36 protein-coding genes are annotated in these 23,818 nt (G+C 47.5%); all 36 read left to right on the forward strand.

Features of this window, described 5'->3' with window-relative positions:
• The first annotated feature begins 12 nt into the window (after positions 1-12).
• The 36 genes from rpoC to rplQ all read left to right on the forward strand — a co-directional run bounded on the left by rpoC (position 13) and on the right by rplQ (position 23,724).
• Entirely contained in the window at positions 13-3,612 is a 3,600-nt protein-coding gene (rpoC, locus tag ASF99_RS02140; RefSeq protein ID WP_035399361.1) for a DNA-directed RNA polymerase subunit beta', read from the forward strand.
• An 80-nt stretch (positions 3,613-3,692) separates the two neighbouring features.
• Positions 3,693-3,944, forward strand: coding sequence for a ribosomal L7Ae/L30e/S12e/Gadd45 family protein (locus ASF99_RS02145; RefSeq protein WP_023466620.1), 252 nt, complete (start codon positions 3,693-3,695; stop codon positions 3,942-3,944).
• Between the two features lie 125 nt (positions 3,945-4,069).
• A complete protein-coding gene (gene rpsL, locus ASF99_RS02150) occupies positions 4,070-4,489 on the forward strand; it encodes a 30S ribosomal protein S12 (RefSeq protein ID WP_023466621.1) in 420 nt (139 codons plus the stop codon).
• Between the two features lie 49 nt (positions 4,490-4,538).
• A complete protein-coding gene (gene rpsG / locus ASF99_RS02155) occupies positions 4,539-5,009 on the forward strand; it encodes a 30S ribosomal protein S7 (RefSeq protein WP_023466623.1) in 471 nt (156 codons plus the stop codon).
• Between the two features lie 124 nt (positions 5,010-5,133).
• A complete protein-coding gene (gene fusA / locus ASF99_RS02160) occupies positions 5,134-7,212 on the forward strand; it encodes an elongation factor G (RefSeq protein WP_050677142.1) in 2,079 nt (692 codons plus the stop codon).
• 117 nt (positions 7,213-7,329) lie between these two features.
• Complete coding sequence (gene tuf / locus ASF99_RS02165) at positions 7,330-8,517, forward strand: elongation factor Tu (RefSeq protein ID WP_023466627.1); 1,188 nt, start codon at positions 7,330-7,332, stop codon at positions 8,515-8,517.
• Positions 8,518-8,833: 316 nt separating this feature from the next.
• Positions 8,834-9,142 (forward strand): 30S ribosomal protein S10, encoded by a 309-nt coding sequence (gene rpsJ, locus ASF99_RS02175; protein ID WP_029343090.1) that lies wholly within the window; start codon positions 8,834-8,836, stop codon positions 9,140-9,142.
• Between the two features lie 68 nt (positions 9,143-9,210).
• Complete coding sequence (gene rplC, locus ASF99_RS02180; protein WP_023466629.1) at positions 9,211-9,837, forward strand: 50S ribosomal protein L3; 627 nt, start codon at positions 9,211-9,213, stop codon at positions 9,835-9,837.
• 29 nt (positions 9,838-9,866) lie between these two features.
• Positions 9,867-10,490, forward strand: a complete 624-nt coding sequence (gene rplD, locus ASF99_RS02185) for a 50S ribosomal protein L4 (protein ID WP_023466630.1) — start codon at positions 9,867-9,869, stop codon at positions 10,488-10,490.
• Positions 10,490-10,774 carry a 50S ribosomal protein L23 gene (rplW, locus tag ASF99_RS02190; protein WP_023466631.1) on the forward strand — a complete coding sequence of 95 codons (285 nt, stop codon included), beginning with the start codon at positions 10,490-10,492 and terminating at the stop codon, positions 10,772-10,774. Before rplD ends, rplW begins: the two co-directional genes overlap by 1 nt.
• Positions 10,775-10,806: 32 nt before the next feature.
• Positions 10,807-11,637, forward strand: a complete 831-nt coding sequence (gene rplB / locus ASF99_RS02195; protein WP_023466632.1) for a 50S ribosomal protein L2 — start codon at positions 10,807-10,809, stop codon at positions 11,635-11,637.
• Between the two features lie 63 nt (positions 11,638-11,700).
• Positions 11,701-11,979, forward strand: coding sequence for a 30S ribosomal protein S19 (gene rpsS, locus ASF99_RS02200; protein ID WP_012369013.1), 279 nt, complete (start codon positions 11,701-11,703; stop codon positions 11,977-11,979).
• A 20-nt stretch (positions 11,980-11,999) separates the two neighbouring features.
• Positions 12,000-12,332: a 50S ribosomal protein L22 gene (rplV, locus tag ASF99_RS02205; protein ID WP_012369014.1), complete on the forward strand. Its 333-nt coding sequence runs from the start codon at positions 12,000-12,002 to the stop codon at positions 12,330-12,332.
• A 12-nt stretch (positions 12,333-12,344) separates the two neighbouring features.
• Complete coding sequence (gene rpsC, locus ASF99_RS02210) at positions 12,345-13,001, forward strand: 30S ribosomal protein S3 (RefSeq protein WP_023466633.1); 657 nt, start codon at positions 12,345-12,347, stop codon at positions 12,999-13,001.
• A 33-nt stretch (positions 13,002-13,034) separates the two neighbouring features.
• Positions 13,035-13,472, forward strand: a complete 438-nt coding sequence (rplP, locus tag ASF99_RS02215; protein ID WP_012369016.1) for a 50S ribosomal protein L16 — start codon at positions 13,035-13,037, stop codon at positions 13,470-13,472.
• A complete protein-coding gene (gene rpmC, locus ASF99_RS02220) occupies positions 13,459-13,662 on the forward strand; it encodes a 50S ribosomal protein L29 (protein WP_012369017.1) in 204 nt (67 codons plus the stop codon). Before rplP ends, rpmC begins: the two co-directional genes overlap by 14 nt.
• Before the next feature lie 31 nt (positions 13,663-13,693).
• Complete coding sequence (gene rpsQ, locus ASF99_RS02225) at positions 13,694-13,957, forward strand: 30S ribosomal protein S17 (RefSeq protein WP_023466634.1); 264 nt, start codon at positions 13,694-13,696, stop codon at positions 13,955-13,957.
• A 48-nt stretch (positions 13,958-14,005) separates the two neighbouring features.
• The gene (gene rplN, locus ASF99_RS02230) at positions 14,006-14,374 is read left to right on the forward strand and encodes a 50S ribosomal protein L14 (protein WP_012369019.1); all 369 of its coding nucleotides are present in this window, start codon (positions 14,006-14,008) and stop codon (positions 14,372-14,374) included.
• Between the two features lie 34 nt (positions 14,375-14,408).
• Positions 14,409-14,720, forward strand: a complete 312-nt coding sequence (gene rplX / locus ASF99_RS02235; protein WP_012369020.1) for a 50S ribosomal protein L24 — start codon at positions 14,409-14,411, stop codon at positions 14,718-14,720.
• A gap of 31 nt (positions 14,721-14,751) precedes the next feature.
• Positions 14,752-15,291: a 50S ribosomal protein L5 gene (rplE, locus tag ASF99_RS02240; protein WP_023466635.1), complete on the forward strand. Its 540-nt coding sequence runs from the start codon at positions 14,752-14,754 to the stop codon at positions 15,289-15,291.
• 14 nt (positions 15,292-15,305) lie between these two features.
• On the forward strand, positions 15,306-15,575 hold the full coding sequence (gene rpsN, locus ASF99_RS02245; RefSeq protein ID WP_023466636.1) for a 30S ribosomal protein S14: 270 nt from the start codon (positions 15,306-15,308) through the stop codon (positions 15,573-15,575).
• A 31-nt stretch (positions 15,576-15,606) separates the two neighbouring features.
• A complete protein-coding gene (gene rpsH / locus ASF99_RS02250; protein ID WP_012369023.1) occupies positions 15,607-16,005 on the forward strand; it encodes a 30S ribosomal protein S8 in 399 nt (132 codons plus the stop codon).
• A 31-nt stretch (positions 16,006-16,036) separates the two neighbouring features.
• On the forward strand, positions 16,037-16,573 hold the full coding sequence (rplF, locus tag ASF99_RS02255) for a 50S ribosomal protein L6 (RefSeq protein WP_023466637.1): 537 nt from the start codon (positions 16,037-16,039) through the stop codon (positions 16,571-16,573).
• A 37-nt stretch (positions 16,574-16,610) separates the two neighbouring features.
• Positions 16,611-16,961 carry a 50S ribosomal protein L18 gene (gene rplR, locus ASF99_RS02260; protein ID WP_023466638.1) on the forward strand — a complete coding sequence of 117 codons (351 nt, stop codon included), beginning with the start codon at positions 16,611-16,613 and terminating at the stop codon, positions 16,959-16,961.
• Between the two features lie 22 nt (positions 16,962-16,983).
• Positions 16,984-17,484, forward strand: coding sequence for a 30S ribosomal protein S5 (gene rpsE, locus ASF99_RS02265; RefSeq protein WP_023466639.1), 501 nt, complete (start codon positions 16,984-16,986; stop codon positions 17,482-17,484).
• Positions 17,485-17,502: 18 nt separating this feature from the next.
• Positions 17,503-17,688 (forward strand): 50S ribosomal protein L30, encoded by a 186-nt coding sequence (gene rpmD, locus ASF99_RS02270; protein WP_023466640.1) that lies wholly within the window; start codon positions 17,503-17,505, stop codon positions 17,686-17,688.
• A gap of 35 nt (positions 17,689-17,723) precedes the next feature.
• Positions 17,724-18,164 (forward strand): 50S ribosomal protein L15, encoded by a 441-nt coding sequence (rplO, locus tag ASF99_RS02275; protein WP_055966765.1) that lies wholly within the window; start codon positions 17,724-17,726, stop codon positions 18,162-18,164.
• The gene (gene secY, locus ASF99_RS02280) at positions 18,164-19,453 is read left to right on the forward strand and encodes a preprotein translocase subunit SecY (RefSeq protein WP_023466642.1); all 1,290 of its coding nucleotides are present in this window, start codon (positions 18,164-18,166) and stop codon (positions 19,451-19,453) included. The genes rplO and secY overlap by 1 nt, the downstream gene beginning before the upstream one ends.
• Before the next feature lie 71 nt (positions 19,454-19,524).
• The gene (locus ASF99_RS02285) at positions 19,525-20,172 is read left to right on the forward strand and encodes an adenylate kinase (protein WP_023466643.1); all 648 of its coding nucleotides are present in this window, start codon (positions 19,525-19,527) and stop codon (positions 20,170-20,172) included.
• Positions 20,172-20,924 carry a type I methionyl aminopeptidase gene (map, locus tag ASF99_RS02290; RefSeq protein ID WP_023466644.1) on the forward strand — a complete coding sequence of 251 codons (753 nt, stop codon included), beginning with the start codon at positions 20,172-20,174 and terminating at the stop codon, positions 20,922-20,924. The genes ASF99_RS02285 and map overlap by 1 nt, the downstream gene beginning before the upstream one ends.
• 149 nt (positions 20,925-21,073) lie before the next feature.
• A complete protein-coding gene (infA, locus tag ASF99_RS02295) occupies positions 21,074-21,292 on the forward strand; it encodes a translation initiation factor IF-1 (protein WP_012369032.1) in 219 nt (72 codons plus the stop codon).
• Positions 21,293-21,325: 33 nt separating this feature from the next.
• Positions 21,326-21,439, forward strand: a complete 114-nt coding sequence (rpmJ, locus tag ASF99_RS02300; RefSeq protein WP_003156543.1) for a 50S ribosomal protein L36 — start codon at positions 21,326-21,328, stop codon at positions 21,437-21,439.
• A 20-nt stretch (positions 21,440-21,459) separates the two neighbouring features.
• On the forward strand, positions 21,460-21,825 hold the full coding sequence (rpsM, locus tag ASF99_RS02305; RefSeq protein ID WP_023466646.1) for a 30S ribosomal protein S13: 366 nt from the start codon (positions 21,460-21,462) through the stop codon (positions 21,823-21,825).
• A gap of 16 nt (positions 21,826-21,841) precedes the next feature.
• The gene (gene rpsK / locus ASF99_RS02310; RefSeq protein WP_023466647.1) at positions 21,842-22,237 is read left to right on the forward strand and encodes a 30S ribosomal protein S11; all 396 of its coding nucleotides are present in this window, start codon (positions 21,842-21,844) and stop codon (positions 22,235-22,237) included.
• Between the two features lie 137 nt (positions 22,238-22,374).
• Positions 22,375-23,319: a DNA-directed RNA polymerase subunit alpha gene (locus tag ASF99_RS02315; protein ID WP_023466648.1), complete on the forward strand. Its 945-nt coding sequence runs from the start codon at positions 22,375-22,377 to the stop codon at positions 23,317-23,319.
• 33 nt (positions 23,320-23,352) lie between these two features.
• Positions 23,353-23,724 (forward strand): 50S ribosomal protein L17, encoded by a 372-nt coding sequence (gene rplQ, locus ASF99_RS02320; RefSeq protein ID WP_023466649.1) that lies wholly within the window; start codon positions 23,353-23,355, stop codon positions 23,722-23,724.
• The last annotated feature ends 94 nt before the right edge of the window (positions 23,725-23,818 follow it).

Here is a 23,818-nt window from a genome sequence, read left to right on the forward strand (position 1 = left end):
GAGGTCCACCCCTTGGTAGATGTTAATAGATTTGAATATATGCAAATCGGCCTCGCTTCCCCCGAAAAGATCCGTTCATGGTCTTTCGGGGAAGTGAAAAAGCCGGAGACGATCAACTATCGTACACTCAAACCGGAGAAAGACGGTTTGTTCTGTGAACGTATCTTTGGTCCAACAAAAGACTGGGAATGTTACTGTGGTAAATACAAACGGATCCGCTATAAAGGAATCATTTGTGACCGCTGTGGCGTTGAAGTCACGAAGTCGAAAGTCCGTCGTGAGCGCATGGGTCACATCGAGCTCGCAGCACCGGTTTCGCACATCTGGTACTTCAAAGGAATTCCTAGCCGTATGGGACTCGTCCTCGACATGTCACCGCGTGCGTTAGAAGAGATCATCTACTTCGCGTCGTACGTCGTCACAGATCCAGGCGAATCGACACTTGAGAAGAAACAACTCCTTTCAGAGAAAGAATACCGTGCCTATCGTGAGAAGTTCGGTCGTTCGTTCACTGCTGAAATGGGTGCGGAAGCAGTTCGTAAATTGCTCCGTGACGTAGAACTCGATAAAGAAGTCGCTGCATTACGTGAAGAGCTTCGTATGATTCAAGGACAACGTCGTACGCGTGCGATCAAACGCCTTGAAGTCCTCGATGCGTTCCGTAACTCAGGCAACAATCCAGAATGGATGGTGCTTGAAGTACTTCCAGTCATCCCACCGGAACTTCGTCCGATGGTTCAACTCGATGGCGGACGTTTCGCAACGTCTGACTTGAACGACTTGTACCGCCGCGTCATCAACCGTAACAACCGTCTCAAGCGTCTTCTTGACCTTGGCGCTCCGAACATCATCGTTCAGAATGAAAAACGGATGCTTCAAGAAGCAGTTGATGCTTTGATCGATAACGGTCGTCGCGGTCGTCCAGTCACTGGACCAGGTAACCGTCCACTTAAATCACTTTCACACATGTTGAAAGGGAAACAAGGACGTTTCCGTCAAAACTTGCTCGGTAAACGTGTCGACTACTCTGGTCGTTCGGTTATCGTCGTTGGTCCAAACCTGAAGATGTATCAATGTGGTCTTCCAAAAGAAATGGCCCTTGAGCTCTTCAAACCGTTCGTCATGAAAGAACTCGTCTCTCGTGGCATCGCACCGAACATCAAGAGTGCGAAACGGAAAATCGAGCGCGTTCAACCTGAAATCTGGGATGTCCTCGAAGAAGTCATCCGTGAGCATCCGGTTCTCTTGAACCGTGCACCGACACTTCACCGTCTCGGTATCCAGGCGTTCGAACCAACGCTCGTCGAAGGACGCGCGATTCGCCTTCACCCACTCGTATGTACGGCATACAACGCCGATTTCGATGGTGACCAAATGGCGGTTCACGTACCACTTTCGGCAGAAGCACAAGCAGAAGCGCGTCTTCTCATGCTCGCTGCACAAAACATCTTGAACCCGAAAGACGGTAAACCTGTTGTTACACCATCGCAGGATATGGTCCTCGGTAACTACTACCTCACGCTCGAGCGCGAAAACGCGATCGGCGAAGGTAAAATCTTCTCGACAGTGAACGAAGCGCTCATCGCTTACCAAAATGGTTATGCGCACTTCCATACACGTGTTGCGATTCCAGCCGGCGTTCTGAAAAACCCGACATTCACGGAAGAGCAAAACGAGAAATTATTGATTACAACAGTCGGTAAGTTGATCTTCAACGAGATCCTCCCAACGACGTTCCCTTACTTGAACGAACCAACGATGACGAACCTTCAAGAAGCGACGCCAGACAAGTACTTCCTTGAAAAAGGAACAGATGTCGCGGCAGAACTGAAGAACCGTCCGATCATCGACCCGTTCAAAAAAGGATTCCTTGGAAATGTCATCGCGGAAGTCTTCAAACGGTTTGAGACAACAGAAACAAGCCGCATGCTCGACCGCATGAAAAACCTCGGATTCAAACACTCGACTCGTGCCGGTATCACGGTAGGGATCGCGGACATCATCGTTCTTCCGGATAAACAAGAAATTCTTGTTGAAGCGCAGGACAATGTCGACCGCGTCATGAAATCGTACCGTCGTGGTCTCATCACAGAAGACGAGCGCTATGAGCGCGTCGTTAAATCGTGGAATGATGCGAAGGATGAAATTCAGTCTCGTCTGATGAAATCCCTCAACCGTCTCAACCCGATCTTCATGATGAGTGACTCCGGTGCCCGTGGTAACGCGTCGAACTTCACGCAGCTCGCTGGTATGCGTGGACTCATGGCCGCTCCAAGTGGACGGATCATCGAGCTCCCGATCAAATCATCGTTCCGTGAGGGTCTAACGGTACAGGAATACTTCATCTCAACACACGGTGCGCGTAAAGGTCTTGCCGATACAGCCTTGAAAACGGCTGACTCAGGTTACCTGACTCGTCGTCTCGTTGACGTCGCTCAAGACGTCATCATCCGTGAAGATGATTGTGGAACGGATCGTGGTATCCGCGTCACAGCACTCCGTGAAGGAACGGAAGAGATTGAAAGCCTCTACGACCGCCTTGTCGGCCGTACGGCATTCGAAAACGTCGTTCACCCTGAAACAGGAGAAGTCCTCGTTTCAACGAACGAACTCATCGATGAAGACCTCGCGCGTGCCATCACGGACGCTGGTGTCGACAACGTTGAGATCCGTACTGCCTTCACATGTAACACAAGCCATGGTGTCTGTAAGAAATGTTACGGACGCAACTTGGCAACAGGCAACGACGTCGAAGTCGGCGAAGCTGTCGGTATCATCGCGGCACAATCAATCGGTGAGCCAGGAACGCAGCTTACGATGCGTACCTTCCACACAGGTGGGGTTGCCGGGGACGATATCACACAAGGTCTTCCGCGTATCCAAGAGTTGTTCGAAGCGCGTAACCCGAAAGGTCAAGCGGTCATCTCGGAAATCGATGGTCAAGTCATCGACTTCACGGAATCGCGTGACAAACGTGAATTGACGGTCCAAGGACTCAGCGAAACACGCACATACACGATCCCATTCGGTTCGCGTCTACGTGTTCAGCTCGGGGACGAGGTCAAAGCCGGTCAAGTCTTCACGGAAGGTTCGATCGATCCGAAAGAACTCTTGAACGTTAAAGGTGTATCCGGCGTTCAGAACTACTTGCTCCAAGAAGTTCAAAAAGTATACCGGATGCAAGGGGTTGAGATCGGTGACAAACACGTCGAGGTCATGGTTCGCCAAATGATCCGTCGCGTACGTGTCATCGAGTCTGGTGAGACTTCACTCTTACCAGGTTCGCTCGTCGATATCAGCACGTTCAAGGAAGCTTGTAAAGAAGCGCTCCGTAACGGGAAAGCCCTCGCTTCGGCGAAACCAGTTCTTCTCGGTATCACGAAAGCGTCACTTGAAACAGATTCATTCCTATCGGCTGCGTCGTTCCAAGAAACGACTCGTGTCCTTACGGATGCAGCGATTAAAGGGAAGAGCGACTACCTTCGCGGCTTGAAAGAGAACGTCATCATCGGTAAGTTGGTTCCAGCTGGTACTGGGATGGCACGTTACCGTCAGATCGATCTCGAAGTAGCTGGCGAAGCACCTGTAGAAGCCGATTCTCCGGTAGAATAAAACGCCTTGACACGCCGGTATGGCGGTGCTACTATGATATAGTGTTGCCAACCGGCTGTGTTATTTTGGAGGATATCTTCATGTCTTACAAAAAAGTAGTCGGCGCAGATTTGAAGTTTGTCGGTCAAAAGCAAACGCTCAAAGCATTGCGATCTGGCAAGGCGTCGGAAGTGATCATTGCGGATGACGCAGATGAACACGTAAAACAAGCATTGCTCGATGCGGCGAAACAAGCTAACGTTCCAGTCGTGAATGTTCCTTCTAAGCAAGAGCTTGGAAAAGCTTGTGGAATCGATGTCGCAGCAACCGCTGTTGCCATTAAGAAAGTTTGATAATGCGTTTTGTGTGGCGATGGAATGCCTGAGCCACGCAAAACGTTTCATTATGACTTTCGATGAACCACCCGGCTCGGTGGTTTTGAAATTTGTCATGAATTCAGGAAGGGAGGATCTCAAAGATGCCTACTATCAACCAATTAGTCCGTAAAGGACGTCAATCAAAAGTTGTGAAATCAGATTCGCCAGCGCTGAACAAAGGGTACAACAGCTTCATTAAAGCTCGTACTGACATCAGCTCACCACAAAAACGTGGTGTTTGTACTCGTGTAGGTACAATGACTCCGAAGAAACCGAACTCGGCTCTTCGTAAATACGCACGTGTACGTTTGACGAACACAATGGAAGTAACAGCTTACATCCCAGGTATCGGCCACAACCTTCAAGAGCACAGTGTTGTTCTTATCCGCGGCGGCCGCGTAAAAGACTTACCAGGGGTACGTTACCACATCGTTCGTGGTGCGCTTGATACAGCTGGTGTTGACGGCCGTATGCAAGGTCGTTCGAAATACGGTACTAAACGTCCTAAAGTTAAAAAATAATCTAGATATCTTAAGATATCACCTCACTATATGAAAGGAGGGACTCGGAATGCCACGTAAAGGTCAAGCAGAACGTCGTGATGTAATGGCTGATCCGATCTACAACTCTAAACTCGTTACCCGCCTTATCAACCGTCTTATGTTAGATGGTAAAAAAGGTACTGCTCAACAAATCTTATACAAAGCTTTCGAAACTATCGCTGAACGTTCAGGTCGCGATGCAATGGAAGTCTTTGAAGAAGCGATGAACAACATCATGCCAGTTCTTGAAGTTAAAGCACGCCGTGTAGGTGGAGCTAACTATCAAGTTCCTGTCGAAGTTCGCCCAGAGCGTCGTACGACACTCGCACTTCGTTACCTCGTGAACTACTCACGTCTCCGTAACGAAAAAACTATGGATGCGCGCCTTGCTAACGAAATCATGGACGCTGCAAACAACACTGGTGCTTCTGTTAAGAAGCGCGAAGATATGCACAAAATGGCGGAAGCGAACAAAGCGTTTGCTCACTACCGCTGGTAATTCCGAAAATCACCACCTCATGCATGCCATTTTTTATGGAATTATGAGGTGGCTTTCGGGTATAGTCATGACGTGTGGCAACACACGACCACTAAACTAAAATGCGAAAGGAGAATGTTTAAAGATGGCAAGAGAATTCTCCCTTAAGAACACTCGTAACATCGGGATCATGGCTCACATCGATGCTGGTAAAACAACAACGACTGAGCGTATCCTGTATTACACGGGTCGTATCCACAAGATTGGTGAAACGCACGAAGGTGCTTCACAAATGGACTGGATGGAGCAAGAGCAAGAGCGTGGGATCACGATTACATCAGCAGCAACAACTGCTCAATGGAAAGGTAACCGCGTAAACATCATCGATACACCTGGACACGTAGACTTCACAGTTGAGGTTGAACGTTCACTTCGCGTACTTGATGGTGCGGTAGCAGTACTTGACGCTCAGTCTGGTGTTGAGCCACAAACTGAGACAGTATGGCGCCAAGCTACAACTTATGGCGTACCACGTATCGTTTTCGTTAACAAAATGGATAAAATCGGTGCAGACTTCTTGTACTCGGTTGGAACGCTTCGCGAACGCCTCCAAGCGAACGCACACGCGATCCAAATTCCAATCGGTGCGGAAGATGAATTCAAAGGAATCATCGACCTCGTCGAACAGAAAACATACATGTACGGCAACGATCTCGGAACTGACATCGAAGTGACTGACGGTTTCCCAGCTGATCTCGCTGATCAAGCTGAAGAACTCCGTGGATCATTGATCGAAGCAGTTGCGGATTACGAAGAAGAATTGATGATGAAATACCTCGAGGGTGAAGAAATCACAATCGACGAGTTGAAAGCGGCTATCCGTAAAGCAACTCTGACAGTTGACTTCTATCCTGTACTCGTAGGTTCGGCATTCAAGAACAAAGGTGTTCAGCTTATGCTTGACGCAGTTCTCGATTACCTCCCATCACCAATCGACGTTAAAGCGATCTCAGGTATCGACATGGATACGGATGAAGAAATCGTGCGTGAGTCTTCGGACGAAGCACCATTCTCTGCACTCGCGTTTAAAGTCATGACTGATCCTTACGTCGGTAAACTTACATTCTTCCGTGTGTACTCTGGTACAGCTTCGGCAGGATCGTACGTTAAAAACTCAACAAAAGGCAAACGTGAGCGTCTTGGACGTATCCTTCAAATGCACGCAAACAGCCGTGAAGAGATCCCGATGGTATACGCGGGTGACATCGCTGCAGCTGTAGGTTTGAAAGATACAACTACTGGAGATACGCTTTGTGCAGAGAAAGACAACGTCGTTCTCGAATCAATGACATTCCCAGAACCAGTTATCTCGGTCGCTATCGAACCAAAAACGAAAGCTGACCAAGATAAAATGGGTCAAGCCCTCGCTAAGCTTGCTGAAGAGGATCCAACGTTCCGCACTGAAACAAACCCAGAGACTGGTCAAACGATCATCTCAGGTATGGGTGAGCTTCACCTCGACATCATCGTTGACCGTATGCGTCGCGAGTTCAAAGTCGAAGCAAACGTTGGTGCTCCACAAGTAGCTTACCGTGAAACGATCCGCCAAGCGGCGAAGATCGATTCGAAGTTCGCTCGTCAATCTGGTGGTCGTGGTCAGTATGGTCACGTCGTCGTAGAATTCGAGCCGAACGAAGAAGGCGCTGGCTTCGAGTTCAACAACAAAATCGTCGGTGGTGTTGTTCCACGTGAATACATCCCAGCGGTTGAGCACGGAATCGAAGAAGCACTTCAAAACGGTATCCTTGCTGGTTACCCGGTCGTTGACGTAAAAGCTTCACTCGTCTTCGGATCGTACCACGATGTCGACTCAAACGAGATGGCATTTAAAGTTGCGGCTTCAATGGCAGTCAAACAACTCAAAGATAAGAGCGGCGCTGTTATCCTTGAGCCAATGATGAAAGTTGAAATCGTCATCCCAGACGAATACATGGGAGACATCATGGGTGATGTTACATCACGCCGTGGTCGCGTAGAAGGTATGGAAGCACGCGGTAACGCTCAAGTTGTCCGTTCAATGATTCCACTTTCTGAAATGTTCGGATACGCTACTGGTCTTCGTTCACGCACACAAGGTCGCGGAACGTACTCGATGCACTTCGATCACTACGAAGAAGTACCGAAATCAGTTGCAGAAGAAATCATCAAAAAAGCGAACGGCTAATCCTTCACAGGTTGTCACGCTTTTATGATTAGTGTAAGCTAAGGAAGGTGTACGTTATCTTACGACTCACCTTCCTAGTTATAAAAAATTATTAGACACATAGAGGAGGAATTCAGAATGGGTAAGGAAAAATTCGACCGTTCTAAACCGCACGTTAACGTTGGTACAATCGGCCACGTCGACCACGGTAAAACAACTTTAACAGCAGCTATCTCAGCTGTACTTGCAAAAGCACAAGGTAAAGCTGCAACTAAGTTTGACCAAATCGATGGTGCTCCAGAAGAGCGCGAGCGCGGTATCACAATCGCAACAGCTCACATCGAGTACGAAACAGAAAAACGCCACTATGCACACGTTGACTGCCCAGGTCACGCTGACTATGTTAAAAACATGATCACTGGTGCTGCACAAATGGACGGCGCGATCCTCGTTGTTTCTGCAACAGATGGTCCAATGCCACAAACACGTGAGCACATCTTGCTTTCACGTCAAGTAGGTGTTCCTTTCATCGTAGTATTCATGAACAAAGTTGACATGGTTGACGACGAAGAGCTTCTTGAGCTCGTCGAAATGGAAATCCGTGAGCTTCTTTCTGAGTACGACTTCCCAGGTGATGACCTCCCAGTTATCCAAGGTTCTGCTCTTGGCGCGCTTAACGGCGAAGCTAAATGGGAAGAAAAAATCATGGAACTCATGGCAGCTGTCGATGAGTACATCCCAGAACCAACTCGTGACACTGAAAAAGACTTCATGATGCCAGTTGAGGATGTCTTCTCAATCACTGGTCGTGGTACAGTTGCTACTGGCCGCGTTGAGCGTGGAGTTCTTAAAGTCAACGATGAGATCGAAATCGTTGGTCTTCACGAAGAAACTAAAAAATCAGTATGTACTGGTGTAGAGATGTTCCGTAAGCTTCTTGACTATGCTGAAGCTGGCGACAACATCGGTGCTCTTCTCCGTGGTGTATCACGTGACGACATCGAGCGTGGACAAGTTCTCGCGAAACCAAACACAATCACACCACACAAAAAGTTCAAAGCGCAAGTTTACGTTCTTTCTAAAGAAGAGGGTGGCCGTCACACGCCATTCTTCGCGAACTACCGCCCGCAGTTCTACTTCCGTACAACTGACGTAACTGGTATGGTTCAACTTCCAGAAGGTACTGAAATGGTTATGCCTGGGGACAACATCGAAATGACTGTTGAACTCATCGCACCAATCGCTCTTGAAAAAGAAACTCGTTTCTCAATCCGTGAAGGTGGCCGTACAGTAGGCGCTGGATCAGTTACAGAAATCGTTGAGTAATTTTTAAGACAAAGGTCTTCCGTCTCCCGTGGCGGAAGACCTTTTTTCATTTCTTTGAAAACAGTCTTGCAACATGGTCTGACATCTTATATACTGAGGAAAGTGTTTGTGCGAGTGGTGAGAGACTTGAATACATATTCTATTTTATTAGTGCTTGCATTCTTGCTGGTGATTCAGTATGATAGAATATGTTGGTCACAAACACAACGCGATGAAGCGGGAGGTTATGACACACCAGGCGGCATTGCCATGGCTAGTGTGGAAATTTCCGCGGAGAATGTCTATTTACAAAATAGGCGAAAAGGAGGGAAATAACATGGCAAATGAAAAAATTCGGATCCGTTTGAAAGCATACGATCACCGCGTGCTTGATCAATCGGCTGAGAAAATTGTCGACACAGCAAAACGTTCAGGTGCTACTGTATCTGGTCCGATCCCACTCCCAACGGAGAAAGCGGTCTACACAGTACTTCGTGCCGTTCACAAGTACAAAGATGCTCGTGAGCAGTTCGAAATGCGTACACACAAACGTTTGATCGACATCGTTAACCCAACACCGAAAACTGTTGATGCGCTTATGCGTCTCGAACTTCCATCGGGCGTTGACATCGAAATCAAACTTTAATTTTTCTTCTATAGATAGTTGATACTAGCCAGAAGATCAAAATCATTCAATATTAGGAGGTGTATCTCATGGCTAAAGGAATCTTAGGAACTAAACTCGGTATGACACAAATCTTCAACGAGTCAGGCGAAGTCGTCCCTGTTACTGTCGTTTCAGTCGAAGGTAACGTTGTTCTTCAATTGAAAACAACGGAAGTTGACGGTTACGAAGCAGTTCAACTCGGCTTTGGTGATATCAAAGAAGGTCGTCAAAACAAACCGCAAAAAGGTCACGCTGCGAAAGCAAACGCGACACCTAAGCGCTTCATTAAAGAAATCCGTACATCAGTAGCAGATTTCGAAATCGGTCAAGAGATTAAAGCAGATACTTTCGCTGCAGGCGAAATGGTTGATGTAACAGGTACGTCGAAAGGTAAAGGTTTCGCTGGTGCAATCAAGCGTCACAACCAATCACGTGGTCCAATGGCTCACGGTTCGCGTTACCACCGTCGCCCAGGTTCAATGGGTCCTGTTGCTCCTAACCGTGTATTCAAAGGGAAATTGCTCCCTGGACGCATGGGTGGAGAGCAAATCACTGTTCAAAACCTTGAAATCGTAAAAGTTGATGCAGAACGCGGCTTACTCCTCGTCAAGGGTGCTATCCCAGGCGCACGTAAGAGCCAAGTTGTCATCAAAACTGCGGTTAAAGGCAACTAATCCGTTTGCAAGGAAAGGAGGAATAACGAATGCCTAAAGTAGCTTTGCTTAACCAAACAGGTACACAAGTTGGAGACATCGAGCTCGCAGATGCCGTTTTCGGAATCGAGCCAAATGAAGCAGTCGTATACGATGCAATCGTCATGCAACAAGCTTCACGTCGCCAAGGTACACATGATACAAAAGGTCGCTCGGAAGTTCGCGGTGGCGGCCGTAAACCATGGAAACAAAAAGGTACTGGTCGTGCACGCCAAGGTTCGATCCGTTCGCCACAATGGGTTGGCGGTGGAACAGTCTTCGGTCCAACACCACGTTCGTACGCTTACAAACTTCCTAAAAAGGTTCGTCGTCTCGCACTTCGTTCAGCACTTTCTTCGAAAGTCGCTAACAACGAGTTCATCGTTCTTGAAGGATTGACAATCGATGCTCCTAAAACTAAGGACATGATCGCAGTATTCGCTGCTCTTTCAATCGAACGTAAAGTTCTCGTCGTTACTGCTGATTACAACGAGTCAGTCGTTCTTTCAACACGCAACATCCCAGGTGTCACAGTCGTTGACGCTGCAGGTGTAAACGTCCTTGATCTTGTCGCTCATGACAAAGTCATCATTACGAAGGACGCTGTTGCGAGAGTAGAGGAGGTGCTTGCATAATGGCACACACACACGACATTATCAAACGTCCTGTCATTACTGAACGTTCAGTAAACCAAATGGCTGAGAAAAAGTACACATTCGAAGTAGACGTGAAGGCATCTAAGACTCAAATCAAAGATGCAGTTGAAGCGATCTTCGGAGTGAAAGTTGACAAAGTCAACACATTGATCTCAAAACCAAAAGCAAAACGCGTAGGTCGTCACGCTGGTTACACAGCACGCCGCAAAAAAGCGGTCGTCACGCTTACTGCAGATAGCAAAGAACTCGATTACCTCGGTTAATCGGAACTCTGTAGAAAAGGAGGGAACTCTCGATGGGAATTAAAAAGTTTAAACCGACCACTAACGGTCGTCGTAATATGACTGCACTTGACTTTGCTGAGATTACGGCTTCACGTCCTGAAAAATCGTTAACTGAAAAGCTTTCGAAAAAGGGCGGACGTAACAACCAAGGTCGCTTGACAGTACGTCACCAAGGTGGCGGACACAAACGTAAATATCGTATCATCGACTTCAAACGGAACAAGGATGGCATCGCTGGTCGTGTCGCTACAATTGAGTACGATCCAAACCGCTCTGCTAACATCGCATTGATCCACTACATCGATGGTGAAAAACGCTACATCCTCGCACCGAAAGGCTTGAAAGTAGACATGCAAGTCATGGCTGGACCAGAAGCTGACATTAAAGTCGGTAATGCTCTTCCACTTTCAAACATCCCAGTCGGTACGTTGATCCACAACATCGAACTTAAGCCAGGTAAAGGTGGTCAGCTCGTTCGCGCAGCTGGTACTTCTGCTCAGCTTCTCGGTAAAGATGGTAAATACGCGATCGTTCGTCTTCAATCAGGCGAAACTCGTATGATCCTTGCTACTTGCCGTGCAACAGTCGGCGCTGTCGGTAATGAAGAGCACGAGCTCGTCAATATCGGTAAAGCTGGTCGTTCACGCTGGCTCGGAAAACGTCCTACAGTTCGTGGTTCTGTCATGAACCCAGTCGATCACCCACACGGTGGTGGTGAAGGACGTGCTCCAATCGGTCGTTCGGGCCCACTTACTCCTTGGGGTAAACCGGCACTCGGATACAAAACTCGTAAGAAAAACAAAGCGAGCGATAAATATATCGTCCGTCGTTCTAAAAAATAATTACATGATTTCTGGACGGTTCGTAGGAACCGTTCCTGAATCATGCCAAAGGGAGGTACAACTATGGGTCGCAGCTTGAAAAAAGGTCCATTCGCAGATCACCATCTGCTCGCTAAGGTTGATAAAGCCAACGAAGCTGGTGACAAACATGTCATCAAAACTTGGTCACGCCGCTCGACAATCTTCCCAGAGTTCATCGGTCACACGATCGCTGTCTACGATGGTCGTAAACACGTACCGGTTTACGTGACAGAAGATATGGTCGGTCACAAACTTGGTGAATTCGCTCCAACACGTTCTTACAAAGGACATGCTGGAAACGATAAGAAAACGAAACGTTAATCTGAGGGGAGGTACTCATTATGCAATCAAAAGCATCGGCTAATATGGTTCGCATTGCTCCTCGTAAGGCACGTCTCGTAGTAGACTTAATCCGCGGGAAGCAAATCGGCGAAGCACTTTCGATTCTTGCTTACACGAACAAGGCAGCAACGCCAATCGTTGAGAAAGTATTGAAATCGGCAATCGCGAACGCTGAGCACAACTTCGACATGAACATCGAAAACCTCGTAGTCACTGAGGCTTACGTAAACGAAGGTCCAACGCTCAAACGTTTCCGCCCACGTGCAATGGGTCGCGCAAGCCGCATCAACAAACGTACGAGCCACGTTCACATCGTGGTATCTGAAAAATAAGGAGGGATTACCGTGGGTCAGAAGATTAACCCAACTGGTCTTCGCGTAGGTATCATCAAAGACTGGGAATCACGTTGGTTCGCAGATAAAGACTATGCTGATCTCCTTCATGAAGACTACGTAGTTCGTGAATATATCGAAAAACGTCTTAAAGACGCTAGTGTCTCTAAAGTAGAAATCGAGCGCGCAGCTAACCGCTTGAACATCTCACTTCACACTGCTAAGCCTGGTATGGTTATCGGTAAAGGCGGTTCTGAAATCGAAACACTTCGTAAAGACATCACTAACCTTGCAAAAGGCAAACGCGTTCACGTTAACGTCGTTGAAGTGAAAAACCCGGATGCAGTTGCTAAGCTCGTCGCTGAGAACATCGCTCGCCAACTTGAAGGTCGCGTATCGTTCCGTCGTGCTATGAAGCAATCAATCCAACGCTCAATGCGTTCTGGTATCAAAGGAATCAAGACTGAAGTTTCTGGTCGTCTTGGTGGCGCTGATATCGCTCGTTCTGAGAAGTATTCGGAAGGAACAGTTCCACTTCATACACTCCGTGCAGACATCGATTACGGTACTGCAGAAGCTGATACAACTTACGGCAAAATTGGCGTAAAAGTATGGCTCCACCACGGTGAAGTGCTTCCTACGAAAAAAGCAGCAGCAAACGAAGAATAATCCACATCCGTCTAGGGAAGGAGGCAACACAACATGTTGTTACCAAAACGTGTAAAATATCGTCGTGTTCACCGCGGCAACATGCGTGGTAAAGCGAAACGTGGTACTACAGTACACTTCGGCGAGTTCGGTATCCAAGCTCAAGAAGCTAGCTGGATCACTAGCCGTCAAATCGAATCAGCGCGTATCGCGATGACTCGTTATATGAAACGTGGTGGTAAAGTGTGGATCAAGATCTTCCCACACAAGCCATACACTAAAAAACCTCTTGAAGTCCGAATGGGTTCAGGTAAAGGTGCTCCGGAGGGCTGGGTAGCAGTCGTCAAACCGGGTAAAGTAATGTTCGAAATCGCAGGAGTATCGGAAGAGATCGCACGCGAAGCTCTCCGTCTTGCATCACACAAACTTCCAGTAAAATGTAAGTTCGTAAAACGTGAAGAAAATGGTGGTGATACGAATGAAAGCAACTGATCTCCGTCAGCAAACAACTGAAGAGCTTAACGGTAAAGTCGGTTCGTGGAAAGAAGAGTTGTTCAACCTTCGTTTCCAACTCGCGACTGGTCAGCTTGAGAACCCTGCTCGTATCCGTGAAGTGCGCAAGTCGATTGCACGCGCGAAAACCGTTCTTCGTGAACGCGAACTCGGCATCAACAACGCATAATTCACTCGGATTCTGAGAGGAGGAACACTCAATGGAACGCACTAACAACCGCAAAGTGTTAACTGGACGCGTCGTTTCTGACAAAATGGACAAAACGATCGTAGTTACAGTTGAAACAAAAGTAAAGCACAAGCTTTACGGCAAACGCGTAAACTACTCTAAAAAGTACAAAGCGCATGATGAAAACAACACAGCTAAAATCGGTGATGTTGTACGCATTCAAGAAACACGTCCATTATCTAAGGACAAACGTTTCCGTCTCGTAGAAGTCATTGAAGAAGCAGTAATCATCTAAACTCTAATTAGTTCGGGTGAATAAACATCCGGAGGGAGGTACAATCGTATGATTCAACAAGAATCTCGCTTAAAAGTAGCAGACAACTCAGGAGCTCGTGAAGTCTTGACGATCAAAGTCCTCGGTGGTTCTGGTCGTAAAACTGCTAACATCGGTGACGTTATTGTTTGTACAGTAAAACAAGCAACACCAGGTGGCGTTGTCAAAAAAGGTGAAGTTGTACGCGCAGTAGTCGTTCGTACTAAACGTGGCGTTCGTCGTAAAGACGGTTCGTACATCCGTTTTGACGAAAACGCAGCAGTCATCATCAAAGATGACAAAAGCCCACGTGGCACACGTATCTTCGGACCAGTCGCACGCGAACTTCGTGAAAAAGACTTCATGAAGATCGTCTCGTTGGCACCGGAAGTACTTTAATTCCAAAGAATTCCTACAAGGAGGTGCTCTAACGATGCATGTCAAAAAAGGTGATAAAGTTCAGGTTATGACTGGTAAAGACAAAGGCAAACAAGGCGTTGTCCTTACAGCTATGCCTAAAAAAGATCGCGTAATCGTCGAAGGCGTTAACATGATCAAAAAACACTCAAAGCCTTCTCAACTCAACCCGCAAGGCGGAATTGTCGAGAAAGAAGCACCGATTCACGTATCGAACGTTATGCTCATCGACCCTAAGACAGGTAACCCAACACGCGTTGGTTTCACTGTGGTTGACGGCAAGAAAGTACGTATCGCTAAAAAATCGGGCGAAGCTTTAGATAAATAAGAAGATTTAAAGAAAGGAGGTCCACTTTCTGATGAACCGTTTAAAAGCGAAATACCAAGACGAAATCGTCAAAGTAATGATGGAGAAATTCAACTACAGTTCTGTAATGCAAGCGCCGAAAGTCGATAAAATCGTAATCAACATGGGTGTTGGTGACGCTGTTACGAACTCTAAGGCACTTGACATGGCAGTCGAAGAGCTTCAGCTCCTCACTGGTCAGAAGCCACTCATCACGAAAGCTAAGAAATCAATCGCTGGTTTCAAACTTCGTGAAGGTATGCCAATCGGTGCGAAGGTTACACTTCGTGGCGAGCGCATGTACGAATTCCTCGACAAGTTGATCAACGTGTCACTTCCACGTGTACGTGACTTCCGTGGCGTATCGAAAAAATCTTTCGATGGCCGTGGTAACTACACGCTAGGCGTGAAGGAACAATTGATCTTCCCAGAGATCGACTACGATCGCGTATCGAAAGTCCGTGGTATGGACATCGTTATCGTAACTACTGCTAACACGGATGAAGAGTCACGTGAGCTTCTCACAGCACTCGGCATGCCATTCCAAAAATAAGGGAGGTCGACAACATGGCTAAGAAATCAATGATCGCACGTGAAGTAAAACGTCAAGCACTCGTTGAGCGCTACGCTGAAAAACGCGCAGAATTGAAAGCACAAGGCGACTACATCGGCTTGAGCAAACTCCCACGTAACTCTTCAGCGGTTCGTTTACACAACCGTTGTAGTATCACTGGCCGTCCACACGGTTACATTGGTAAATTCGGTATCAGCCGTATTAAGTTCCGTGATCTTGCTCATAAAGGTCAAATCCCTGGTGTTAAAAAAGCAAGCTGGTAATTCATTAAAGTTGTGAAAGGAGGTACATCGCATGGTTATGACAGATCCGATTGCAGATATGCTTACACGCATTCGTAATGCAAACATGGTTCGCCATGAGAAGTTGGAAATGCCAGCTTCTACAATCAAACGTGAAGTCGCTGAAATCCTCAAACGTGAAGGTTTCATCCGCGATGTTGAATATCTCGAGGACAGCAAACAAGGTACGCTCCGCGTATTCCTTAAATACGGCGCAAGCAACGAGCGCGTTATCACTGGACTCAAACGTATCTCGAAACCAGGTCTTCGCGTTTACGCGAAAGCTGATGAAATCCCGAAAGTACTCGGTGGTCTCGGAATCGCTATCGTTTCAACATCTAAAGGTGTAATGACTGACAAAGAAGCTCGCCAACAAAAAGTCGGCGGCGAAGTGATCGCATACATCTGGTAATACACGCATAAAAAGAACGGAGGTGTCTTAAATGTCACGTATTGGTAAAAAGCCAGTCGTCATCCCAGCAGGCGTTACAGTAACAGTTGAAAACAACACGGTTACGGTAAAAGGTCCTAAAGGGGAACTCTCACGCGAGTTCAGCCCAGCTATGGCGATCAACGTAGAAGGTAATGAATTGACTGTCACTCGTCCGAACGACGAGAAAGCAAGCCGTACGATCCACGGAACGACTCGTGCGCTTATCGCGAACATGGTCGAAGGTGTTAGCAACGGTTTCGCTAAGACACTTGATATCCAAGGTGTTGGTTACCGTGCACAAAAGCAAGGTAACAAAATCGTACTCAACCTCGGTTACTCACACCCAATCGAGTACACTCCGGAACAAGGCATCGAAGTCGAAGTTCCTACGAATACGCAACTCATCGTTCGCGGAATCAGCAAAGAACGTGTTGGTCACGTCGCTGCATTGATCCGTTCGTACCGTCAACCTGAGCCGTACAAAGGTAAAGGTATTCGTTACAGTGATGAAGTCGTTCGTCGTAAAGAAGGTAAAACAGGTAAGTAATTCGCGAATGCGAATTGACCGGAAAGGAGTGGCATAAATGATCTCAAAGGCAGATAAAAACGCTACGCGTAAAAAACGTCATGGTCGTGTCCGTCGTACAATCATCGGGACTGCAACACGTCCACGTATGAACGTATTCCGTTCGAACAAGAACATTTACGTACAAGTCATTGACGATGCAACACATGCAACACTCGCATCTGCATCATCACTCGACCTTGAAAAAGGCAACACGACTGACGCTGCGGCAGCAGTTGGTAAGCTCGCAGCTGAGCGCGCTCTTGAAAAAGGTATCGAAACAGTCGTTTTCGACCGTGGAGGATATCTCTATCATGGACGTATCAAAGCTGTAGCTGAAGCAGCTCGTGAAGCTGGTCTCAAATTCTAATAGAAAAGGAGGGAACCTCTACATGCGCCAGTTAGAAATTAACATGGATCAACTCGAAGAACGCGTTGTTACCGTAAACCGCGTCGCGAAAGTAGTAAAAGGTGGCCGTCGCTTCCGTTTTGCTGCCCTCGTCGTCGTTGGTGACAAGAATGGTCACGTAGGTTTCGGTACGGGTAAAGCTCAGGAAGTGCCTGAAGCGATCCGTAAAGCAATCGAAGATGCTAAGAAAAACATGGTTAACGTTCCAATCGTTAACACAACAATTCCACACGAAGTCAACGGTGTATTCGGTGCAGGTCACGTCTTCTTGAAGCCTGCTTCTGAAGGTACTGGAGTCATCGCTGGTGGTCCAGTTCGTGCGGTTCTCGAATTAGCGGGAATCAACGACATTCTTTCAAAATCACTTGGATCAAGCACTCCAATCAACATGGTTCGTGCGACTGTCGAAGGTCTCACATCACTCAAACGTGCTGAAGAAGTTGCGAAACTCCGCGGTAAAACCGTCGAAGAACTTCGCGGTTAAGAAAGGGAGGGAAAACAGATGGCGAAACTCGCAGTTACCCTCACACGCAGCATGATCGGTCGTCCGGAGAACCAACGCGTTACTACTCGTACGCTTGGTCTCCGTAAGATGCACCAGACTGTTGTCGTACCTGACAACGCTGCTATGCGTGGGATGATTAACCACGTGTCACACTTAGTGACAGTTAAAGAAATTCAAGAGTAATAGTTCGATATAATTTTATGAGGAGGTGCCCCACTATGAAACTCCATGAATTGAAACCAGCTGCTGGTTCACGTTCAGAACGCAACCGTGTAGGTCGCGGTATGTCTTCTGGTAACGGTAAGACTTCTGGCCGTGGTCACAAAGGTCAAAAAGCTCGTTCAGGCGGTGGTGTTCGTCCAGGTTTCGAAGGTGGACAAAACCCACTTTACCGTCGTTTACCAAAACGCGGCTTCAACAACCCAACTCGTAAAGAGTTCGCGGTCATTAACCTTGACACACTCAACCGTTTTGAAGAAGGAACTGAAATCACTCCAGAACTTCTTGTCGAGACTCGTACAGTCAAAGGCATGAAAGACGGCGTTAAGATCCTTTCTAACGGTAAGATCGAAAAGAAACTAACAGTTAAAGCTCATAAGTTCTCCGACGCTGCGAAGCAAGCAATCGAAGCTGCCGGCGGTACGGTTGAGGTGATCTAATGTTTCAAGCGATCTCCAATATGTGGCGCGTAGCTGACATTCGTCGGCGCATTCTCTTTACCTTGGCATTGGTTATCGTGTTCCGGATTGGAGCACATATCCCGGTGCCGATGGTAAACACGGAAGTGTTCAAGATTGACCAGAATGGTATTCTTGGTTTCTTGAACTCGTTCGGCGGGAATGCTTTGCAGAATTTCTCACTCTTTGCGATGGGAATCATGCCGTATATCACGGCCTCGATCGTTGTCCAACTCTTACAGATGGACGTTGTTCCAAAGTTTGCCGAATGGGCAAAACAAGGAGAGGCGGGCCGTAAGAAGTTAGCAACGGTAACGCGCTATGGAACGATCGTACTCGGCTTAGTCCAAGCGTTTGGAATCGCGCTTGGATTTAACCGTATCTACCCAGGTCTTGTCGACGAACAGTTCGGCACCTGGACATACGTTATGATTGCACTCGTATTGACAGCGGGAACAGCATTCTTGATGTTCATCGGTGAACTCATCACGGAGAAGGGCATTGGTAACGGGATATCAATGATCATCTTCGCTGGGATCGTCGCGGGCTTCCCGAATGCATTCCGCCAGATTTACGAAACGAAGCTCCAAAATGCAGGGGATGCTTTGTTTGTAAACGTGCTTTATATCGTACTCTTGCTTTTAATCATCATCGCGGTCATCGTCGGAGTCATCTATGTACAGCAAGCTGCACGTAAGATTCCGATTCAGTACGCTAAGCGTACGGTGAACCGGACACCAGTTGGCGGTCAATCGGCACACTTACCGATCAAATTGAACGCTGCCGGTGTTATTCCAGTCATCTTCGCGGTGTCGTTCATGGTGACGCCACCAACGATTGCGAGTTTCTTTGCAAGTCCGGAAACGGCAACGAAGATCCGTGACATCTTCGACTACACGAGTCCAATCGGTATGTCGATCTATGTGGCACTGATCATCGCGTTCTCGTACTTCTACACATTCGTTCAGGTTAACCCGGAACAAATGGCAGAGAACCTTCAAAAACAAGGCGGATACATTCCTGGTATTCGTCCTGGTAAGCAAACGGAGCAGTACATCACGAAGATTCTATACCGTCTGACATTCTTCGGTTCACTATTCCTCGCTGTCATCGCGGTGACGCCGACATTCTTCATTAAGTTTGCTGGCTTACCGAACTCGGTGCAGATTGGTGGAACGAGCTTGTTGATCGTCATCGGCGTAGGACTAGAGACGATGAAACAGATTGAAAGCCAATTGGTTAAACGACACTACAAAGGCTTTATCCGATAAGGCGGGAGGAAGGGGACCATCCCTTTCCTTTCTGTTGTGTCTATAGAGCTATAGAAGTGGAGGCTACCGACATGAATCTAGTATTGATGGGTTTGCCGGGTGCTGGTAAAGGAACGCAGGCTGCGAAAATCATCGAAGACTATGCGATCCCCCACATCTCGACAGGCGACATGTTCCGCGCGGCGATCAAAGATTCAACGCCACTCGGACAAGAAGCGAAATCATACATGGATAAAGGGGAACTCGTTCCGGACGAAGTCACAATCGGCATCGTACGTGAGCGTCTCGCCAAAGAAGACTGTGCAAATGGTTTTCTCCTTGACGGTTTCCCACGCACAGTGAAACAAGCAGATGCTCTTGAAGCATTACTTGAAGATCTGGGCAAACAAATTGATCACGTCATCCACATCGGTGTAGACCCGGAGAAACTTGTCCCTCGTTTGACAGGTCGCCGGATTTGCCCAACTTGCGGAGCAACGTATCATGTTCTCTACAACCCACCAAAAGTGGAGGGGATCTGTGATATCGACGGATCAGCACTTGTACAACGTGAAGATGACCAAGAGGAGACAGTACGTCGTCGCTTGGAAGTCAACGTCGCTCAAGCGCAACCTTTGATTGACTTTTACGCAGAAAAAGGGTATCTTCGTAATTTGGACGGTGATCGTCCAATCAACGATGTATATTCCGATGTTCAGGCACTCCTTGGTGATCAGTAATGATCATCACGAAAGCGCCGCGTGAAATCGACATCATGCGTAAAGCAGGACAAATCGTCGCCCGGACGCATAAGGAGCTTCAAGCTCACATTCGCCCAGGTATCACGACGGGGCAACTCGACGCGATCGCTGAACGCTATATTCGAAGTCAAGGGGCAACACCATCGTTTAAAGGGTATAATGGTTTCACGGGTAGCATCTGTGCTTCCGTGAACGAAGAGCTTGTCCATGGTATTCCGGGAGATCGTGTACTTCAGGACGGTGACATCATCTCGATTGACATCGGAGCAGAGTACAATGGGTATCACGGAGATTCAGCCTGGACATATCCGGTAGGTACAATCTCTGAAGAGACGAAGCGGTTACTTGACGTAACTGAAGAATCTCTGTATAAAGGATTGGAGCGCGCCAAAGCTGGCGTGCACCTGACAGATATTTCGCATGCGATTCAGTCACATGTTGAAGCTGCGAATTTTTCTGTAGTCCGCGAATATGTGGGCCACGGCGTGGGACAAAATTTGCATGAAGATCCGCAAATTCCACATTATGGACCACCGGGGAAAGGGCCGCGCCTGAAAACCGGCATGACACTGGCAATTGAGCCAATGGTCAATGTCGGGAAACGCTATGTTCGCACACTATCCGACAATTGGACGGTAGTGACGGTGGACGGTAGCATGTGCGCCCACTTTGAGCACACCATCGCCATCACAGACGACGGCTACGAGATCTTAACGGTCGATGCAGAGTGAGCTGTGCGCGTTATTGGTGTCACCTTTCTATAAGCCAGTATCCACTCGTGTTTGTGACCGATGATCTCTCAATGGCTCTTGTAGAAAGCCCCTAGCGCTACAAATCGTCTGGGCTCCCAATCAACTTTATAGAGAAAGGGGTATAATTGATGGCGAAACAAGATGTAATCGAAGTGGAAGGTACGGTTATCGAGCCGCTTCCAAACGCGATGTTTAAGGTGGAGTTAGAAAACGGCCACACGGTCCTCGCGCACGTCTCAGGAAAAATTCGGATGCACTTCATTCGGATCTTGCCAGGAGATAAAGTAACGGTTGAGTTGTCACCATACGACTTGACTCGCGGACGGATCACATACCGTTTCAAATAAAAACTCCGATTTTTTCAGGAGGAGGTATTCACAATGAAAGTAAGACCTTCGGTTAAACCGATCTGTGAAAAATGTAAAGTTATCCGCCGTAAAGGCAAAGTAATGGTTATTTGCGAAAACCCTAAGCATAAACAAAAACAAGGGTAATTAAACAAGGAGGTGCACACATGGCACGTATTGCTGGTGTAGATATTCCACGTGAGAAACGCATCGTCATCTCACTCACTTACATCTATGGTGTTGGTAAAACGACTGCTCAAAAAGTCTTGAAAGAAACTGGTATCTCTGAAGATACTCGTACTCGCGACTTGACTGAGGAACAATTGAACCAACTTCGTGATGGTTTAGACAAAATCAAAGTTGAGGGTGACCTTCGTCGTGAAATCTCACTCAACATCAAACGTTTGATCGAAATCGGTTGCTACCGTGGTGTTCGTCACCGTCGTGGTCTTCCAGTTCGTGGTCAAAACACTAAAAACAACTCGCGTACTCGTAAAGGCCCACGCCGTACAGTAGCGAACAAGAAGAAGTAAGGGAGGGTAAACTAAGATGGCAAAACGCAAACAGAACGTTCGTAGTAAACGTAAAGTCAAAAAGAATATTGAATCTGGTATCGTGCATATCCGTTCAACATTCAACAACACGATCGTTACGATCACTGATATGCAAGGGAATGCAATCTCTTGGGCAACTGCAGGTAACATGGGCTTCAAAGGCTCACGTAAATCGACTCCTTTCGCTGCACAAATGGCATCTGAAACAGCTGCTAAAACAGCAATGGATAACGGTATGCGTACTGTAGAAGTTAACGTTAAAGGTCCTGGTGCAGGTCGTGAAGCAGCTATCCGTGCTCTTCAAGCGATCGGTCTCGAAGTTACTGCAATCCGTGACGTTACTCCAGTACCACACAACGGTTGCCGCCCTCCAAAACGTCGTCGCGTGTAACCCGTCTTGTACTGCAGAGCGGGGATTCGAGTAGACTTTTGTTGATCGTTTGACCAAGCAAGGCAGTAGAAACGTACACAAGACGGTTGGCGATTGAACGCGATGGCCAACATGACGATATTCAAGGAGGGGTTCAGATGATCGAAATCGAAAAACCGAAGATTGAAACGATCGAGTTAAGCGAGAACGCTACGTTTGGTAAATTCGTAGTTGAGCCGCTTGAGCGTGGATTCGGTACAACGCTTGGTAACTCATTGCGTCGTATCCTATTGTCTTCACTTCCGGGTGCTGCAGTCACTGCAGTCCAAATCGATGGCGTTCTTCATGAGTTCTCGACGATTGATGGCGTTGTAGAAGACGTTACCCAAATCATCTTGAACCTTAAGAAACTCGCCCTCAAAGTGTACTCGGAAGAAGAGAAAACGCTTGAGATCGATATTCAAGGCGCTGGTGTTGTCACTGCTGCGAACATTACGCATGACAGCGACGTCGAAATCCTCAACCCAGAACTTCACATCGCAACGCTTGCAGAAGGTGCATCACTTCATATGCGTCTGACAGCACGCCGTGGTCGTGGGTATGTTCAGGCTGAAGATAACAAACGGGACGATATGCCAATCGGTGTAATCCCAATCGACTCGATTTACACGCCAATTCAACGTGTAAATTATCAAGTTGAAAAAACACGTGTCGGTCAAGATGCGAGCTTCGATAAGTTGACGCTTGATGTTTGGACGGACGGTTCAATCCGCCCTGAAGAAGCAGTGTCACTCGGTGCGAAAATCATGACAGAACACTTAAACATCTTTGTTGGTCTTACGGACGAAGCGCTCCATGCTGAAATCATGGTCGAAAAGGAAGAAGATCAAAAAGAAAAAGTACTCGAAATGACGATCGAAGAACTCGATCTCTCAGTTCGTTCGTACAACTGTTTGAAACGCGCTGGTATCAACACGGTTCAAGAACTCGCGAACAAGAGCGAAGACGAGATGATGAAAGTCCGTAACCTCGGACGTAAATCACTCGAGGAAGTTCAAGCGAAACTCGACGAACTCGGACTAGGCTTGCGCAAAGAAGACTAATACTATTAATTGCACGAAGGAGGGAATCCATCCATGGCATACTCGAAATTAGGCCGTACAAGCTCACAACGTAAGGCACTTTTGCGTGACCTTGCGACTGATCTCATCATCAATGAGCGTATCCAAACTACAGAACAAAAAGCGAAGGAACTTCGTCCAGTCGTAGAGAAACTCATCACTTTAGGTAAACGCGGTGATCTCCACGCTCGTCGTCAAGTTGCATCGTTCGTTCGCCGTGAAGCTGCTGGTCAAAACGCAGAGGGCAAAGCACAAGACGCGATCCAAAAATTATTCGCTGATGTGGCTCCACGTTTTGCTGAGCGTCAAGGTGGTTACACACGCATCATGAAAATGGGACCACGTCGTGGTGACGGCGCAGAAATGGTCATCATCGAACTCGTTTAATCCTCATTAAATGATTCGCCATAAAAGGGCAGTGCGTATCCCGCTTCTGCCCTTTTGCTACAAAATGAAAGTATTGATTTGATGAAGGAGGAGA

The sequence above is a fragment of the Exiguobacterium sp. Leaf187 genome (genome assembly GCF_001423925.1).
GTDB classification, from domain to species: Bacteria; Bacillota; Bacilli; order Exiguobacteriales; family Exiguobacteriaceae; genus Exiguobacterium_A; species Exiguobacterium_A indicum.

Coding starts and splice junctions, on each gene's coding strand:
- ASF99_RS02145 (WP_023466620.1), top strand. CDS start 3,693: ATGTCTTACAAAAAAGTAGTCGGCGCAGATTTGAAGTTTGTCGGTCAA.
- rpsL (WP_023466621.1), top strand. CDS start 4,070: ATGCCTACTATCAACCAATTAGTCCGTAAAGGACGTCAATCAAAAGTT.
- rpsG (WP_023466623.1), top strand. CDS start 4,539: ATGCCACGTAAAGGTCAAGCAGAACGTCGTGATGTAATGGCTGATCCG.
- fusA (WP_050677142.1), top strand. CDS start 5,134: ATGGCAAGAGAATTCTCCCTTAAGAACACTCGTAACATCGGGATCATG.
- tuf (WP_023466627.1), top strand. CDS start 7,330: ATGGGTAAGGAAAAATTCGACCGTTCTAAACCGCACGTTAACGTTGGT.
- rpsJ (WP_029343090.1), top strand. CDS start 8,834: ATGGCAAATGAAAAAATTCGGATCCGTTTGAAAGCATACGATCACCGC.
- rplC (WP_023466629.1), top strand. CDS start 9,211: ATGGCTAAAGGAATCTTAGGAACTAAACTCGGTATGACACAAATCTTC.
- rplD (WP_023466630.1), top strand. CDS start 9,867: ATGCCTAAAGTAGCTTTGCTTAACCAAACAGGTACACAAGTTGGAGAC.
- rplW (WP_023466631.1), top strand. CDS start 10,490: ATGGCACACACACACGACATTATCAAACGTCCTGTCATTACTGAACGT.
- rplB (WP_023466632.1), top strand. CDS start 10,807: ATGGGAATTAAAAAGTTTAAACCGACCACTAACGGTCGTCGTAATATG.
- rpsS (WP_012369013.1), top strand. CDS start 11,701: ATGGGTCGCAGCTTGAAAAAAGGTCCATTCGCAGATCACCATCTGCTC.
- rplV (WP_012369014.1), top strand. CDS start 12,000: ATGCAATCAAAAGCATCGGCTAATATGGTTCGCATTGCTCCTCGTAAG.
- rplP (WP_012369016.1), top strand. CDS start 13,035: ATGTTGTTACCAAAACGTGTAAAATATCGTCGTGTTCACCGCGGCAAC.
- rpmC (WP_012369017.1), top strand. CDS start 13,459: ATGAAAGCAACTGATCTCCGTCAGCAAACAACTGAAGAGCTTAACGGT.
- rpsQ (WP_023466634.1), top strand. CDS start 13,694: ATGGAACGCACTAACAACCGCAAAGTGTTAACTGGACGCGTCGTTTCT.
- rplN (WP_012369019.1), top strand. CDS start 14,006: ATGATTCAACAAGAATCTCGCTTAAAAGTAGCAGACAACTCAGGAGCT.
- rplX (WP_012369020.1), top strand. CDS start 14,409: ATGCATGTCAAAAAAGGTGATAAAGTTCAGGTTATGACTGGTAAAGAC.
- rplE (WP_023466635.1), top strand. CDS start 14,752: ATGAACCGTTTAAAAGCGAAATACCAAGACGAAATCGTCAAAGTAATG.
- rpsN (WP_023466636.1), top strand. CDS start 15,306: ATGGCTAAGAAATCAATGATCGCACGTGAAGTAAAACGTCAAGCACTC.
- rpsH (WP_012369023.1), top strand. CDS start 15,607: ATGGTTATGACAGATCCGATTGCAGATATGCTTACACGCATTCGTAAT.
- rplF (WP_023466637.1), top strand. CDS start 16,037: ATGTCACGTATTGGTAAAAAGCCAGTCGTCATCCCAGCAGGCGTTACA.
- rplR (WP_023466638.1), top strand. CDS start 16,611: ATGATCTCAAAGGCAGATAAAAACGCTACGCGTAAAAAACGTCATGGT.
- rpsE (WP_023466639.1), top strand. CDS start 16,984: ATGCGCCAGTTAGAAATTAACATGGATCAACTCGAAGAACGCGTTGTT.
- rpmD (WP_023466640.1), top strand. CDS start 17,503: ATGGCGAAACTCGCAGTTACCCTCACACGCAGCATGATCGGTCGTCCG.
- rplO (WP_055966765.1), top strand. CDS start 17,724: ATGAAACTCCATGAATTGAAACCAGCTGCTGGTTCACGTTCAGAACGC.
- secY (WP_023466642.1), top strand. CDS start 18,164: ATGTTTCAAGCGATCTCCAATATGTGGCGCGTAGCTGACATTCGTCGG.
- ASF99_RS02285 (WP_023466643.1), top strand. CDS start 19,525: ATGAATCTAGTATTGATGGGTTTGCCGGGTGCTGGTAAAGGAACGCAG.
- map (WP_023466644.1), top strand. CDS start 20,172: ATGATCATCACGAAAGCGCCGCGTGAAATCGACATCATGCGTAAAGCA.
- infA (WP_012369032.1), top strand. CDS start 21,074: ATGGCGAAACAAGATGTAATCGAAGTGGAAGGTACGGTTATCGAGCCG.
- rpmJ (WP_003156543.1), top strand. CDS start 21,326: ATGAAAGTAAGACCTTCGGTTAAACCGATCTGTGAAAAATGTAAAGTT.
- rpsM (WP_023466646.1), top strand. CDS start 21,460: ATGGCACGTATTGCTGGTGTAGATATTCCACGTGAGAAACGCATCGTC.
- rpsK (WP_023466647.1), top strand. CDS start 21,842: ATGGCAAAACGCAAACAGAACGTTCGTAGTAAACGTAAAGTCAAAAAG.
- ASF99_RS02315 (WP_023466648.1), top strand. CDS start 22,375: ATGATCGAAATCGAAAAACCGAAGATTGAAACGATCGAGTTAAGCGAG.
- rplQ (WP_023466649.1), top strand. CDS start 23,353: ATGGCATACTCGAAATTAGGCCGTACAAGCTCACAACGTAAGGCACTT.